Origin of the sequence: Miniimonas arenae (assembly GCF_006351005.1) — a bacterium.
Classification (GTDB): domain Bacteria; phylum Actinomycetota; class Actinomycetes; order Actinomycetales; family Beutenbergiaceae; genus Miniimonas; species Miniimonas arenae.
The window spans coordinates 1-15240 of the sequence record NZ_VENP01000021.1 but is presented as its reverse complement, the minus strand read 5'-3'; the positions used below and the strand labels follow the sequence as shown (position 1 = coordinate 15240).

Below are 15240 nucleotides of genomic sequence, written 5' to 3'. Positions count from 1 at the left end.
GTGAGTGAGACGGCAGCGGGCCGCGAGGGCCCCGCGATGACCGCGGCCCGCACGGGTCAGCCCGGCCTGCGCGCGACGACGACGGCGTGGCGCGAGCTCCTGCGCACCTCGACCGAGCTCATGCGCTGGTTCGAGGAGACCGGCGACTTCGGCGACCTCACGGTGCGCGAGTACGACGTGCTCCGAGCGCTGGCGGAGTCCCGCGACGGTGACGGGGGCGCCCGGCTCGGTCGGCTCGCCGAGGTCACCTACCTCCCGCAGCCCTCGATGAGCCGGCTCGTGGAGCGGCTCGAGCGGCGCGGCCTCGTGAGCCGGTGCTCCGCGCCGCAGGACGGGCGCGGCGTGCTCGTCCGGCTCACGCCCCGGGGCCGCGAGGTCCAGGCCGCGGTGGGCCGGCGGCACGTGCGCTCGATCCACCAGGCCATGGCCGCCGGTCTCGACGCTGCCCAGCTCGAGACCCTCACCGCGCTGCTCGCCACCGTGCGACGCGCGCAGCACACCCCGCCCGCCGTTCGAGCGGGCGCCCGGCAGCAGGCCGACGCGGTCGGCCCGATCGGAGGTCGCTCATGACCGCTCCCGTCCGCCTCGTCGGCCTGTCCGGCGGCGTCGGCACGCCCTCCAGCACGACGGCGGTGCTCGCCGCGGTCCTCGACGCCGCCGCCGCGCAGCTCACCGAGCGCGGGCTCACGGTGACCACCGAGGTGGTCGAGGTCCGCGACGTCGCGCGGGACGCCACCGACGAGGTGCTGGGTGGCCTGCGCTCGAACGCTTTGGACGCCGCACTGCGCACGATCGAGGACGCCGACGGGCTCGTCGTCGCCTCGCCCGTGTTCCGCGGCAGCTACGCCGGGGTGTTCAAGACGGTGCTCGACCTGCTCGAGCCGGGCTCGCTGCGGATGACCCCGACGGTGCTGGCCGCCACGACCGGCACCGTGCGGCACACGCTCGTCACCGAGCACGCCATGCGGCCGCTGCTGTCCTACCTCGGTGCCCTCACGCTGCCCACGACGATCGTCGCCACGCCCGAGGACCTCGTGCTGGGCGTGCGCCCGGTGCCCGCGCTCGCCGAGCGCGTGGCGAGGTCCGCGCGCGAGCTGGCGGACGCCGTCGGGCACGGGCGGTGACATGCCTGGGGGACGTGTCTGGGTGACGCACCTGAGGGTTAGCCGGATGGCGGTGGCGTGGGTAGGCTGACCCCGTGACCCACCTGGAGCTGCTTACCCAGCCGCGCTGACCTCAGCCGGACATCCGTGTCCGTCAGCGCGGCCGACCTCCTGCGACCACCGCGGAGGTCTTTTTGTTGCCTGAGGCGCCCCGCCCGGCGACCAGCAGCCCACCGAAGGAAAGCGCGATGACCACCACGACGTCCGAGCACTCCGGCCCCGCCACCGAGGCGCCACCGTTCCGCTACACCCCCGCGCTGGCGAACGCGATCGAGCTCGCGTGGCAGGACCGCTGGGAGCAGGCGGGCACCTTCGAGGCGCCGAACCCCGTCGGGGACCTCTCGAGCTTTGGTGACGGTGTCGACGACGGTGCTGCCGACGGCGCCGCGGCGGCCGCTGCGGCGGCCGTGCCGGGGGAGTCCTTCTACGTCATGGACATGTTCCCCTACCCCTCCGGCAAGGGGCTGCACGTCGGGCACCCGCTGGGGTACATCGCCACGGACGTGACCGGACGGTTCGAGCGGATGCGCGGCAAGAACGTGCTGCACGCGCTGGGCTACGACGCGTTCGGGCTGCCCGCCGAGCAGTACGCCGTGCAGACGGGGCAGCACCCGGCGATCACCACCGACCAGAACATCGCCGTCATGCGGCGCCAGCTGCGCCGCCTGGGCCTGGCGCACGACCCGCGCCGCAGCTTCGCCACCACGGACCCGGAGTTCGTGCGCTGGACGCAGTGGATCTTCCTGCAGATCTTCTCCTCGTGGTTCGACCCGGACGCGACCGCGCCGGACGGCTCCCGCGGCGCCGCGCGCCCCGTGAGCGAGCTGGTCGGCCGCCTGGCGGCCGGCGAGGTCGCGCTCCCGGCCGCGTTCGAGGGCCGGACCTGGGCCGACCTGACCCCGCGCGAGCGCGAGGACGTCCTGGCCGACCACCGGCTGGCGTTCGTCGCCGACGTGCCGGTGAACTGGTGCCCGGGGCTTGGCACGGTGCTGGCGAACGAGGAGGTCACCGCCGACGGCCGCTCCGAGCGCGGCAACTTCCCGGTGTTCAAGCGGAACCTGCGCCAGTGGGTCATGCGCATCACGTCCTACGCCGACCGCCTGGTCGCCGACCTGGACCCGCTGGACTGGCCGGAGAAGGTCAAGGCCATGCAGCGCAACTGGATCGGGCGGTCCGAGGGCGCGCACGTGCACTTCTCCGTCGCGACTGCCGCGGGCGAGCGTGACCTGACCGTGTTCACCACGCGCCCGGACACGCTGTTCGGCGCTACCTACATGGTGGTGGCTCCCGAGCACCCGCTGGTCGAGGAGCTGCTGGCGAGCGAGGAGCCGTGGGGCGCGGACGTGCCGGCGTCGTGGCGCGGCGCAGCCGCCTCGGGGGCCGACACGCCCGCGGCCGCGGTCCGTGCCTACGTCGCCGCGGCGTCCGCGAAGACGCTCCAGGAGCGCCAGGCCGACGCCGGTGCGAAGACCGGCGTGTTCACCGGCGGGTACGCGGTCAACCCCGTCAACGGCGAGCGGCTGCCGATCTTCGTGGCCGACTACGTGCTCATGGGCTACGGCACGGGCGCGATCATGGCCGTGCCCGCGCACGACGAGCGCGACCACGCCTTCGCGACCGCCTACGGGCTGCCGATCCGCGAGGTGGTCTCGGGCTCGCCGTCGGGCGTGCAGGAGTCCGCGTGGACGGGCGACGGCGTGGCCGTCGCGTCCGCGAACGACGAGGTGAGCCTGAACGGGCTGGCCGTCGCCGAGGCGAAGCACGCGATCGTGACGTGGCTGGAGCGCACCGGACAGGGCGCCGGCACCACGACCTACCGCCTGCGCGACTGGCTGTTCAGCCGCCAGCGGTACTGGGGCGAGCCGTTCCCGGTCGTGTACGACGCCGACGGGCGGGTCGTCCCGATCCCCGAGGACATGCTGCCCGTGGCGCTGCCCGAGGTGGCCGACTTCTCCCCGCGCACGTTCGACGTCGACGACGCGGCGTCCTCCCCGGAGTCGCCGCTGTCGCGCGCGACGGACTGGGTGAACGTCGAGCTCGACCTGGGCGAGGGCCTGCAGACCTACCGCCGCGACACCAACACGATGCCCAACTGGGCCGGCTCGTGCTGGTACTACCTGCGCTACCTGGACCCGTTCGACGCCGACGCGCCTGTCGACCCGGCGCTCGAGCGGTACTGGATGGGGCCGCAGCCGGGCGGCGCGCGCGGTGAGACCGGTGGCGTGGACCTGTACGTCGGCGGCGTGGAGCACGCGGTGCTGCACCTGCTGTACTCCAGGTTCTGGCACAAGGTGCTGTTCGACCTGGGCCACGTGAGCAGCCGCGAGCCGTTCCACAAGCTGTTCAACCAGGGGTACGTCCAGGCGTACGCCTACACCGACGCGCGCGGCGTGTACGTGCCGGCCGACGAGGTCGAGGAGGTCGCTGCGGGGGCAGCCGGGGCTGATGCGCACGAGGGGCCGACCTTCACCTGGCGCGGCGAGCCCGTCACCCGCGAGTACGGGAAGATGGGCAAGTCGCTCAAGAACATGGTGACGCCCGACGACATGTACGCCGCCTACGGCGCGGACACCTTCCGGGTGTACGAGATGTCGATGGGTCCGCTCGACCAGTCCCGCGCGTGGGAGACCCGCGCCGTGGTCGGCGCGCAGCGGTTCCTGCAGCGGCTGTGGCGCAACGTGGTGTCGGAGGACTCCGGCCTGGTCACGGTGGTCGACGACGCACCCGACGTCGCCACCGCGCGCCTGGTCGCGCGCACGATCGCGGACGTCACCACCGAGTACGCCGCGATGCGGCCCAACACGGCGATCGCGAAGCTCATCACGCTGAACAACCACCTGACGTCGCTGCCGCAGGTGCCGCGCGCGGCGGCCGAGGCGCTGGTGCTCATGGTGGCGCCCGTCGCGCCGCACATCGCCGAGGAGCTGTGGTCGCGGCTGGGGCACGAGAGCTCGCTCGCGCACGAGGCCTTCCCGGTCGCCGACCCGGCGCTGCTGGTGGAGGAGACGGTGACGTGCGTGGTGCAGGTCGCGGGCAAGGTCCGCGACCGGCTGGAGGTCGCACCGTCGATCTCCGATGCCGAGCTCGAGGCGGCCGCGCTGGCGACGCCCGGGGTGCAGCGCGTCCTGGCGGGGGCCACCCCCCGCACGGTGATCGTGCGTGCGCCGCGGCTCGTCAACGTGGTGCCCTGAGCGGTGCCGCCCGGCTGCGCCGACCACGCCTCGTTGACCTCGCCTCCTTGACCTCGCTCGCCCTGCCTCGTTGACCGTTCGCTGACGCCGCCGATCCGCCGTGGACACCTTCCCGCTGCTCCAGGTCCCGCTGTGGATCGAGGTCGTCGCGATCGCGGTCGGCGCACTGGCCGGCGCGGCGGGCGCGGTGCGCCAGCGGTTCGACCTCGTCGGGGTGCTGTTCGTCGCCGTCGTGATGGGACTGGGCGGCGGCGTCGTGCGCGACGTCATGCTCGGCCTGCGCCCGGTCGCCGTGACGAACCAGGCGTACGTCCTCGCCGCCCTCGGCGCGGGCCTCGGCGCCGTCGTGCTGCTGCGCGTGGTGACCCGGTTCGTGCGGCTGTTCGGGCTGTTCGACGCGCTCGCGCTCGGGCTGTTCGTGGTCGTCGGGGTGGAGAAGGCGGTGCTCAACGGCGCGCCGTTCACCGGGGCGCTGCTCATCGGCGTCGTCGCGGGGATCGGCGGTGGGGTGACGCGGGACATGATCTCGGGGCTGCCGGTCCAGGTGCTGCGCCGCGGGGAGTGGAACGCGGCCGCGGCCGCCCTCGGCGCCGCGCTGTTCCTGCTGCTGCGCGAGCTCGGAACGCCGGACCTGCTGCGCGACCTGCTCGCCTTCGCCGTCATCGTCCTCGCGCGCTACGCGTCCCCGCTCTTCGGCTGGCAGACCGTCGAGGCGGGGGACCTGTGGGGGCGCCTGGCGCGCCGGCGCGGGCTGCGGTCCAGGGGCGGGGGCGAGGACGGCTAGCGCTTCCGGGCGGTCCGGACGCTGACCAGTACGGTCCCGTGATGTGAGACGAGCCGAGCGGTCGCCAGTCCGGGTCACGGGCGTGCGTAGCGTCGCGGGTATGACGAGCACCACGACGGCGGACGCCACCGGGACGAGCCCTGAGGCGACCGACACCCCGACGCCCACTGCGACCCACACGGCGACCGACGAGAGCGCCGCGCCCGACGGGCTCCGCGCCGCCGTCGTCGCGCGTGCCGAGGCGCTCGCGGACGAGCTCGACACGTTCTCCCGCGACCTGCACGCCCACCCGGAGGTCGGCTTCGTGGAGTTCCGCTCGGTGGCGGCGATCGAGGCGCTGCTGGCGCGGCACGGCGTCGCGCTCGAGGTCGGGACCGGCGGCCTGCCGACGGCGTTCCGCGCGCGGGCAGGCAGCACCGAGGGACCGCAGGTGGTCATCACCGCGGAGTACGACGCGCTGCCCGGTGTCGGGCACGGCTGCGGCCACAACGTGATCGCGGCCTCCTCGCTCGGGGCCTTCCTCTCGATCGCCCCGCTGGTGCAGGCGGGCGTGGTGCCCGGCGGCGTCACGCTGCTCGGCACGCCCGCCGAGGAGGGCGGCGGCGGCAAGGAGCTGCTCATCCGCGCCGGCGCCCTGGACGGGTTCGACGCGTCCATCATGGTGCACCCGGGCGGCGCCGACGTCGCCGCCGGGCCGTCGGCGGCGAAGCGCCAGGTCGTGGCGACGTTCCAGGGCCGCACCGCGCACGCGGCCGCGAACCCGCACCTGGGCCGGAACGCGCTCGACGCCGCCGTGACCGCCTACCAGTCCGTCGCGCAGCTGCGGCAGCACATCCTGCCCACCGACCGCGTGCACGGGGTGTTCCTCGAGGCCGGGACGCGGCCGAACATCGTGCCCGAGCGGGCCGTGCTCGAGTTCTTCCTGCGCTCGCGGACCGTCGAGGGCCTGGTGGCGCTGTCCGAGCGGGTCGAGGCGGCCTTCCGGGGCGCCGCGCTCGCGGCCGGCGTGGAGGTCGACGTGGTGTGGGACGGCGAGCCGGTCTACCTGCCGCAGCGGATCAACGCGACGCTGGCCGAGGTCTTCGCGGCTCACTCGGCGCCGCGCCGCGAGGTGCTCTCGGTGCAGCGCGAGGCCGAGGCGGTCGGGTCCAGCGACGTCGGCAACGTGAGTCACCTGCTCCCGACCATCCAGCCCACCGTCGCGATCGGTGACCCCGGCATCCCCGGGCACTCGCGCGAGCGCGCCGATTCCACCCTCACGCCGGACGGCCGCCGCGCGATCGTCGACTCCGCGATCGCGCTCGCCCTCACGGCCGCGAGCGTGCTGGACGACCCGGCCCTGCGCGAGGCCGCGTGGGCGGAGTTCCGCGAGGCCGGCGACCCGGTGCGGGTCGACGCGCTGTTCCCCGGCGCGCCGTGGCCCGACCTCCCGACGCCGCCCGTGTCCGCCTGACGTCCCCGCCCAGCCACCCCCGACCTGCACCCGACCACCCGAGGCGCGCTGCGCCGTCGTCCATCCCGCTGGAGGCCCTGATGCCCGCACCGTTCCCGTCCACGCTCGACCACGTCGTGCTCGCCGGACCCGACCTCGCCGAGGCGGTGGCGCACGTCGAGGCGCTCACCGGCGTGCGCGCGGCGCCCGGCGGCGCGCACCCGACCGGGACCGCGAACCACCTCGTCGCGTTCACGGTCCACGGCGAACGCGTGCCGCACTACCTCGAGGTGATCGGTCCGAACCCGGAGACCGGCGCGCGCGCCGAGGACGTCGAGACGTTCGGGATCTCGGGCCGGACGGCGCCCGGCGTCGCCACGTTCGCGGTGCACCCGGACGACATCGACGCGACGGCGAGCGCGGCCGAGGCGGCCGGCGTGCGGGTCGGCCCGGTGTCGCCGCTGTCGCGCCGCACGCCGGACGGGACGCTGCTGGAGTGGCGGCTCACCCGTGGCGAGGGCCGCGACTCCGACCCGGCGGTCCCGTTCCTCATCGACTGGGGCAGCACGCCGCAGCCGGGGCTGTCGGACCTGCCGACGCTCGAGCTCCTCGAGCTGCGGGTCGAGCACCCCGACGCGGAGGCGCTGGCGGAGAAGTACCGCGCGCTCGGGGTCGACATCGTGCCCGAGCCGGGCGACGCCGTCGCCCTCGTGCTCGTGGTGCAGGGGCCGGACGGGCCCGTCGAGCTGCGCTGAGGTCAGTCGGCGCCGAAGTCGAACGAGGCGGAGTCGAGCGCGGTCTCGTCCGCCTCCTCGAGGACGCGCGGGTTGACCGCGATCGGTTGGGCGCCACCCGCCGGCAGCGTGCCGAGCAGCGTGCCGTGCTCGACGAGAAGCTGCCCCTGGTCCAGCGGCTGGCCGGCGTAGAGCTCGAGCTTGGCGCGCGAGTCGGCGATGTCGAGGTTGCGCATCGTGAGCTGGCCGATGCGGTCGGTCGGGCCGAACGCGGCGTTCTCGGTCCGCTCCATCGAGAGCTTGTCCGGGTGGTAGGAGAAGTTGTCGCCGCGGGTGTCGAGGATCGTGAAGTCGTCCCCGCGCCGCAGCCGCAGCGTGACCTGCCCGGTCACGAGCGAGGCGATCCAGCGCTGGATGGACTCGCGCAGCATGAGCGACTGCGGGTCGAGCCAGCGGCCCTCGTAGAGGAGCCGGCCGAGGCGACGTCCCTCGTTGTGGTAGTTGGCGATCGTGTCCTCGTTGTGGATGGCGTTGAGCAGGCGCTCGTACGCGATCCACAGCAGCGCCATGCCGGGCGCCTCGTAGATGCCGCGGGACTTGGCCTCGATGATGCGGTTCTCGATCTGGTCGGACATGCCGAGCCCGTGCCGGCCGCCGATCGCGTTCGCCTCGAGCACGAGGTCGACCGCGGAGGCGTCGTAGCGCACGCCGTTGATCGCGACGGGCCGACCGAGCTCGAAGGCGATCGTCACGTCCTCGGTCTCGATCGCCACGCTCGGGTCCCAGAACTTCACGCCCATGATCGGGTCGACCGTCTCGAGGGAGACGTCGAGGTGCTCGAGCGTCTTCGCCTCGTGCGTGGCGCCCCAGATGTTCGCGTCCGTGGAGTAGGCCTTCTCCTTGGAGTCGCGGTAGGGCAGGTCGCGCTCGGTGAGCCACTGGCTCATCTCGGCGCGGCCGCCGAGCTCGCTGACGAAGTCGGCGTCCAGCCACGGCTTGTAGATCCGCAGCTCGGGGTTGGCGAGCAGGCCGTAGCGGTAGAACCGCTCGATGTCGTTGCCCTTGAACGTCGAGCCGTCGCCCCAGATCGAGACGCCGTCCTCGTGCATCGCGCGGACCAGCAGCGTGCCGGTGACCGCGCGGCCGATCGGCGTGGTGTTGAAGTAGGCCTTGCCGCCGGAGCGGATGTGGAACGCGCCGCACGCGATCGCGCCCAGGCCCTCCTCGACGAGCTGTGCGCGGCAGTCCACCGCGCGGGAGATCTCGGCGCCGTACTCCAGGGCGCGGGCGGGGACGCCGGAGATGTCGGGCTCGTCGTACTGCCCGATGTCCGCCGTGTACGTGCAGGGGATCGCGCCCTTCTCGCGCATCCAGGCCACCGCCACCGAGGTGTCGAGCCCGCCCGAGAACGCGATACCGACCCGCTCGCCCGTGGGGAGGGTCGTGAGAACCTTGGCCATAGGGCGGGACTATACATCAGTCCGTATAGTCATGCACGACGGCGTGGCTCGGGTTCGGGTGGCGCGTTGCCCGGGTGCGGGGTCGCCCCGCCGGGGTCCGGCGCCGACGGCGCGACTCGCGGCGGTGCGCGGGTCGCCCGGGGCTCACCTCCGACGCGTGCCGAAGATCGTCCGCGTGATCTCGCGGCCGAGCTGGGTGCCGGCAGAGCGGAGGAAGTTGTCCAGCGGGGAGGCGTGCGACGCCGAGCGCGAGGACGAGCGCCCCGACCCGGACGACCCCGACGACCGCCCGGACGACCCGCGTGCGCGCTCGGCCTGCTTCTCGAGGTCGCGCTGCATCTTCGCGAGCTCCTTCTCCCGCGCCGCCGCCTCGGAGGCGGCGGCCTTCTCGGCCGCGGCGCGCTGCTCCTCCGCGAGACGTTCGCGGGACTGGTGCTCCACGCGCTCGGCGAGCAGCTCGTACGCCGAGGCGTTGTCGACCCGCGTGCCGTAACGCGCCGCGAGGGGCGAACCCGCCACCGCCGCCTCGAGTGCAGTCGCGGGCGCGGGGTCCATGGACGACTGCGGTGCGCGCACGCGCGTCCAGGCCACCGGTGTCGGCGCCCCGCGCTCGGACATCACCGTGACGACGCACTCGCCCGTGCCCAGCGCCGTGAGCAGCTGCTCGAGGTCGTAGGGCGACTTCGGGTAGGTGCGCACGGCCGCGCGCAGGGCCGAGGCGTCCTGCGGGGTGAAGGCGCGCAGTGCGTGCTGCACGCGGTTGCCGAGCTGCGCCAGGACGTCCGCGGGAACGTCCTGCGGGCTCTGCGTGACGAAGAAGACCCCGACGCCCTTGGACCGGATGAGCCGGACGGTCTGGACGACCTGCGTGAGGAAGTCCTTCGAGGCGCCTGTGAACAGCAAGTGCGCCTCGTCGAAGAAGAACACGAGCCGCGGCCGGTCCTGGTCGCCCACCTCGGGCAGCTCGGAGTAGAGCTCCGCGAGCAGCCACATGAGGAACGTCGAGAACAGCGCCGGCCGGTCGGCGACGGCGGGCAGCTCCAGCGCCGTGATCACGCCCCGCCCGTCCGGCGCGGTCCGGAGCAGTTCGTGCACCCCGAACGCCGGCTCCCCGAAGAACGCGTCCGCGCCCTGCGCCTGCAGCGCGACGATCTCGCGCAGGATGACGCCCGCGGTCGCCGACGAGACGCCGCCGATGCCCTTGAGCTCGGCCTTGCCGTCGTCGGAGGTGAGGTAGGCGATCGTCGACTGCAGGTCCTTGAGGTCCAGGAGCGCGAGTCCCTGCTGGTCCGCCCAGTGCACGATGAGGCCGAGGCTGGACTCCTGGGTCTCGTTGAGGCCGAGCACGCGCGAGAGCAGCAGGGGACCGAAGTCGGTCACCGTCGTGCGCACGGGCGTGCCGGTGCCGAGGCCGCCGAGGGTGAGCAGCTCGACAGGGTAGGTGGTCGCGGACCAGTCCTGGCCGAGCGACTCCGTCCGCGCGAGCAGCTTTTCGCTCGGCGTGCCCGGCGTCAGCAGCCCCGACAGGTCACCCTTCACGTCGGCGAGGAAGACGGGAACGCCGGCGTCCGAGAGGCCCTCCGCCATTGCCTGCAGTGTGCGCGTCTTGCCCGTTCCGGTGGCGCCTGCGACGAGCCCGTGCCGGTTGAGCATGCCGAGCGAGAAGGCGACCTGGCTGCGCGGCTCGGGCTCGCCGTCGACCAGGAGTGCGCCGAGCGGCAGCGTGCCGCCGGGGAAGGCGTACGCCTGCGCGACCTCGGCCGCGTAGCCGGTGAGGCTCGACGCGGTCGTGGTCGCGGTGGTGGCGTCGGGTGCGGGTGCGGGTGCGGGTGTTGGTGCGGGTGCGGGTGTTGGTGCGGGGGCGGGGGGCATGACGGCGTCGCTCGCGGTCGTCGCCGGGTCGCCGTCGGTGGTCGTCGGGTCGGCCGCATCGCGTGCGCCGCGTGCGCCCGCCGTGTCGCCGGCGCCCGCCCCTGTGCCGCCCGCGCTGGCCGTGCTGCCCGTGCTGCCCGTGCTGCCCGTGCTGGCCGCCCCTCCATCGCCGACGACGACGACGGCGTCGGTCGCCGTCGCGGACGCCTCGCCCGAGGTGGTGGCGGGGTCGGGCTGGGCCGCGCTGGCCGCGGCGGCCTCGGCAGCGGCCAGCGCCGCCCGGGCAGCGGCTGCGCGTGCCTCCGCCGCGTCGGCCTCGGCCTGCGCCGCTGCGGCGCGCAGCTGCGCGAGCTCCTGGGCGGACGGTGTGCTCATCCTGGCCTCCCTGCCTGCGTGACCTGCCTGCGTATCCGTGTCTGCGTGACCTGCCTGCGACGGGTGTCGCCCGACCGCGAGGGCGCGGCTGTCGCGGCCCGAGTCGATCGTCGGCCGTGCCCGACTCGGGATCCCGTCCGACCTCGGGGCCCGTCCGTTCACGACCGCGATCGAGTCCCGGGGCAGCCGGCCACGCGTCCTCGCGGTGGCCCGAGCCTAGGGGCCGGGACCGTCGCGGCGCTGGACCATGTGCGGACCGGTTGTCCCCAGCGAGCGCTCTCGTCGCCCGCGCGGGGACCGTCCCCAGCGGCGGGAGCGTCCGGCAGGAGCGCTGCTTAGCGTGATCGGCATGGTGCGTCGTGACATGGTCCAGCGGGCGCGGCTCGCGGCGCTCACCCGCGCGGCCTACGGCACCGCGGACGGCGTCGCGGCGTGGGACCTCGACCCGAGTGACGACGGTGATGGCACGGATCGAGGCGTCTCGGCCGACACCGACCCGACCGGGCGACGACGGCGACGCGCCGGACGCAGCGCCGGTCCACGACGTCGACCCTTCACGGCCCGCACGGCGCTGGCGCTGGTGCTCGCCGCGGTGGCGGTGCTCGCCGTCGTCCTCGTGCGCTCCGCGGCGACGAGCGTCGCGACGACCGTGCTGCCCGACGCGGCGAACGCGTCGGCGAAGGCCGCCGTACCCGATGTGACCGCCGAGGGCGCCCCCACCCAGGACGCCGGCCCCGGCTCCGCGCAAGGTTCCGCACCGCCGGCCGGAGCCGCTGACGCGATGCCGTCGACGGCGGCGTCGCCCACGCCGAGCGGGGTCGTGGTGGTGCACGTCGCGGGGGAGGTGCTCGCGCCAGGGGTGGTGACGCTCCCGGTGGGGTCGCGCGTGCAGGACGCGGTGGCAGCGGCGGGAGGAGCGACGGCGACGGCCGACCTGGACGCCGTGAACCTCGCTCGCCTGCTCGTCGACGGCGAACGCGTGCTGATCGCCGCGCCGGGAGAAGCGGTGACCGAGCCCGACGTTCCGGGGACGGGCTCGGGGTCTGGCCCGGGTGCGGCGGCGTCGGGCGGGGCGGGCTCCGGCGGCCTGGTGAACCTCAACACCGCCGACGCGGCGACACTGGAGGAGCTGCCCGGGATCGGTCCGGCGCTCGCCGCGCGGATCATCGCGTGGCGGGAGCAGCACGGCGGGTTCACGGCGGTGGCCGAGCTGGACGAGGTGTCCGGGATCGGGCCCGCGCTCATGGCGCAGCTCACGCCGTTGGTGACGACGTGACGGGCGGCGACGGGGCCGCTGCCCTGCGCGACCGCGGGCGGACTCTCGACGGTGACGGCCCGGCTCGGGGCCTCGTGTCGGCTCGGGGTCTCGCGCCGGAGGGGCGTGCCGGCGGAGACGTCCTGAAGGCTCCTGCGCCGCTGCGGCCGGACCCACGCCGCTCCCTCGACACCCGGCTCGTCCTCCCGGCAGCGGCGGCATGGGCGACGGCGGCGCTCGCCGTCGGGTGGTCGGGATCGGCACGTGCGGTGGCGGCCCTCGCGCTGCTGGCCGTCGCGATCGCGGCGCTCGTCCGGGCGGCACGAGCGGGTCGTGGACGCCATCGCACCCGCTGGCCCCGCGGGCCGACCGCACTGCTCGCGACGGCCGTCCTCGCGCTGTGCGTGCTCGGGTCGATCGCGGCGCAGGACACCGTGCGGCACGGTCCCGCTGTGACGGCCGGGCTCGACTGGGGCGGCACCGTCACGGCGCTGCTGCGCACCGAGTCGGAGCCGCAGCCGACCACCACCCAGCGAGACGGGTCCCCACGCCTGCGCCTCGACGCGACCCTGCTCGAGGTGGACGTCCGGGGCGAGGCGCGGCGCGCTCGATCGCCGGTGGTCGTCCTCGCCGGCGCGCGGTGGGCGTCGCTCCCGCCCGGGTCCACCGTGTCGGCATCCGTACGTCTCGTCGCGACGGCCGACGGCGAGCGCGCCGTCGCTCTCGTGCTCGCCTCGGGCGACCCCGACGTGCGAGCGCCCCCGCCGTCCTGGCGCGCCGGGATCGTGGCGCTCCGCGACGGGCTGCGCTCCGCCGTCGAGGGCCTGCCACCCCATGCACGGGGTCTGCTGCCGGGGATCGCGGTCGGCGACGACTCCGCCGTGCCGCCTGCGCTCGTGGACGCCATGCGTGCGGCGGGGTTGACACACCTGCTTGCGGTGTCGGGAGCGCACGTCGCGATCGTCGTCGGACTGGTGCTCATCGGCACGGCCGGTGTGCCTCGTGCCGTGCGCCTCGGAGTCTCTGCTGTGGTGCTCGCCGGCCTCGTGCTGCTCGTCGGCGCCGAGCCGAGCGTCGTGCGGGCGGGCGCGATGGGTCTCGTCGCGATGCTCGCGCTCGGCCTGGGGCGCCGCTCCGCCGCGGTGCCGGCGCTCGCCGTCGCCGGCGCGGTGCTGGTGCTGACCGACCCGTGGCTCGCGCGCTCGCCGGGGTTCGCCCTGTCGGTGCTGGCCACGGCCGGGATCGTGCTCTGGTCGCGGCCGTGGGGTGAGGCGATGGCCGCTCGGCTCGGCCGGTTCGCGCCGGTCGCACCGGCGCTGGCGGTGCCGCTCGCCGCGCAGGTCGCCTGCCTTCCCGTGCTCGTCGGGCTGGACGGCGGGCTCGCGACCTACGCCGTGCTTGCGAACGCGCTGGTCGCGCCCGTCGTTCCGCCCGTGACGGTGCTCGCTCTGCTCGCGACGCTCGTGCAGCCGGTGGCGCCACTCGTGGCGCACGGTCTCCTCGTCGTCGCGCAGAGCGGAACGTGGTGGATCGAGGCCGTGGCCACGCGCGCCGCGGCGCTCCCGCTTGCTCGGCTGCCGTGGCCCGGCGGGGCCGGCGGGACGGTGCTGACCGTCGGGCTGGGGGCCGGGGTCTGGCTCCTCGTGAGGCGTGGTGGGCTCTCGGCAGCTGCCCAGGCGCGACTGCGGGTCTGGGCCGCGCCGTCGGTGCTGGGCGTGCTGAGCCTCGTCGTCGTTCTCTCGGTCCTCCCAGCGACTCGTGGGCTGGTCGGGCGTATCGCGCTGGGCTCGGTGCCCGCAGCCGTCCCGGCCGACTGGCGGCTGCTTCAGTGCGACGTCGGGCAGGGGTCCGCGCTGCTGGTCTCGGCCGAGCCCGACGGCGGACCGGGCGCGGCGGTACTCGTGGACACCGGACCCGCAGGCGCGCCGGTGCGCGACTGCCTCGAGGCCGGGGGAGTCCGCGAGCTGGCGGCGCTCGTGCTCACGCACGCTGATGCGGACCACGTGGGGGAGCTGGGGGACGTGCTGGCGGCCGTCCCCGTGCGGCAGGCGCTGGTGCCGCGCGCGCTCGACCCGCGGCTCGTGCGGGTGGTGGGCGCCCTCGAGGAGGCGGACGTGCCCGTGGTCGCGGCGGATGCCGACACGCCGGCGCTCGGTCTCGGCGCGCTCGAGGTGAGCGTGCTGTGGCCGACTTCGCGTGCGGTCGCGCTCCGTGCGCCGCCGGAGGGCGGGCTGATCGGTGGCGGCGAGGGCGGCGGCGGGGCGGTAGGCGTCGTGGCGGGTTCCACGACGGGTACGACGGCGACGGTCGGCTCCGACGAGGCAGCGAGCTCAGAGGAGGAGGCCGAGGGCACCGCGAACGAGCTCAGTCTCTCGCTCTGGATCAGCGCGCCGGAGCTGACGGTGCTCGCACACGGCGACGCGGGTGCGTGGGCTCAGGCCGGGATTACGCGGCAGTGGCCGGCCCTACCCCGTCCTGACGTGCTGGTCGTCGCCCACCACGGGTCGCGTGACCAGGATGAGGCGCTCCTGTCGGCGACGGCCGGTCGGGTCTCGCTCGTGAGCGTCGGTGCCGGAAACCACTACGGGCATCCCGCGGACGACGTAGTCGCTCGGCTCTCGCAGATCGGGATGGTCGCGCGCACCGACCTCTGCGGACGGATCTCGGTCAGCGCGCGGACTGATGGTGCGCTCGTGGTCACGGGTTGTCCGTGAGGAGGGTTGCTCGGGCATCGGTCATCCCTCCGACGGCGTGACGTGGCGCCTTCTTGTTGTGATCCAACGAGGCCCTCGCTCGTCGTCGGTCGCCTGCCCCACGGTCCTCGGTTGTCCTCAGGTGGGTGGGGTGTCGCGGTGTCCACAGGGGCGTGGTGGGGGGTGCGTTTGTCGGTGTTCGGATTTACTCTCGGTACACGCGTTCGATTCGCGTGGGGTTGGCTGACGAGGGGGTGAGCGGGGTGGCGGCAGAGCCGGTT

At 74.6% G+C, this 15240-nt stretch carries 10 protein-coding genes; 8 read left to right on the top strand and 2 right to left on the bottom strand.

Annotation, left to right across the window (positions count from 1 at the left end):
- Positions 1-36: 36 nt before the first annotated feature.
- The 6 genes from FH969_RS07175 to FH969_RS07150 all read left to right on the top strand — a co-directional run bounded on the left by FH969_RS07175 (position 37) and on the right by FH969_RS07150 (position 7325).
- Positions 37-570 (top strand): MarR family winged helix-turn-helix transcriptional regulator, encoded by a 534-nt coding sequence (locus tag FH969_RS07175; protein WP_246071756.1) that lies wholly within the window; start codon positions 37-39, stop codon positions 568-570.
- Complete coding sequence (locus FH969_RS07170) at positions 567-1124, top strand: CE1759 family FMN reductase (protein WP_108717699.1); 558 nt, start codon at positions 567-569, stop codon at positions 1122-1124. The genes FH969_RS07175 and FH969_RS07170 overlap by 4 nt, the downstream gene beginning before the upstream one ends.
- A gap of 227 nt (positions 1125-1351) precedes the next feature.
- Positions 1352-4354, top strand: a complete 3003-nt coding sequence (locus FH969_RS07165) for a leucine--tRNA ligase (protein ID WP_139986644.1) — start codon at positions 1352-1354, stop codon at positions 4352-4354.
- A gap of 100 nt (positions 4355-4454) precedes the next feature.
- Positions 4455-5138, top strand: coding sequence for a TRIC cation channel family protein (locus tag FH969_RS07160; RefSeq protein ID WP_139986643.1), 684 nt, complete (start codon positions 4455-4457; stop codon positions 5136-5138).
- Positions 5139-5238: 100 nt separating this feature from the next.
- Complete coding sequence (locus FH969_RS07155; RefSeq protein ID WP_139986642.1) at positions 5239-6591, top strand: amidohydrolase; 1353 nt, start codon at positions 5239-5241, stop codon at positions 6589-6591.
- 80 nt (positions 6592-6671) lie between these two features.
- Positions 6672-7325 carry a VOC family protein gene (locus FH969_RS07150; RefSeq protein ID WP_139986641.1) on the top strand — a complete coding sequence of 218 codons (654 nt, stop codon included), beginning with the start codon at positions 6672-6674 and terminating at the stop codon, positions 7323-7325.
- Positions 7326-7327: 2 nt separating this feature from the next.
- Here FH969_RS07150 and argG read toward each other — a convergent pair whose 3' ends face one another.
- Both argG and FH969_RS07140 read right to left on the bottom strand, forming a co-directional pair.
- Complete coding sequence (gene argG, locus FH969_RS07145; RefSeq protein ID WP_139986640.1) at positions 7328-8764, bottom strand: argininosuccinate synthase; 1437 nt, start codon at positions 8762-8764, stop codon at positions 7328-7330.
- Positions 8765-8908: 144 nt separating this feature from the next.
- Complete coding sequence (locus FH969_RS07140) at positions 8909-11011, bottom strand: helicase HerA-like domain-containing protein (protein WP_139986639.1); 2103 nt, start codon at positions 11009-11011, stop codon at positions 8909-8911.
- A gap of 349 nt (positions 11012-11360) precedes the next feature.
- Here FH969_RS07140 and FH969_RS15690 point away from each other — a divergent pair, with 349 nt between their 5' ends.
- Both FH969_RS15690 and FH969_RS07130 read left to right on the top strand, forming a co-directional pair.
- Positions 11361-12287 carry a ComEA family DNA-binding protein gene (locus FH969_RS15690; RefSeq protein ID WP_246071755.1) on the top strand — a complete coding sequence of 309 codons (927 nt, stop codon included), beginning with the start codon at positions 11361-11363 and terminating at the stop codon, positions 12285-12287.
- Between the two features lie 248 nt (positions 12288-12535).
- A complete protein-coding gene (locus tag FH969_RS07130) occupies positions 12536-14980 on the top strand; it encodes a ComEC/Rec2 family competence protein (protein WP_139986638.1) in 2445 nt (814 codons plus the stop codon).
- The last annotated feature ends 260 nt before the right edge of the window (positions 14981-15240 follow it).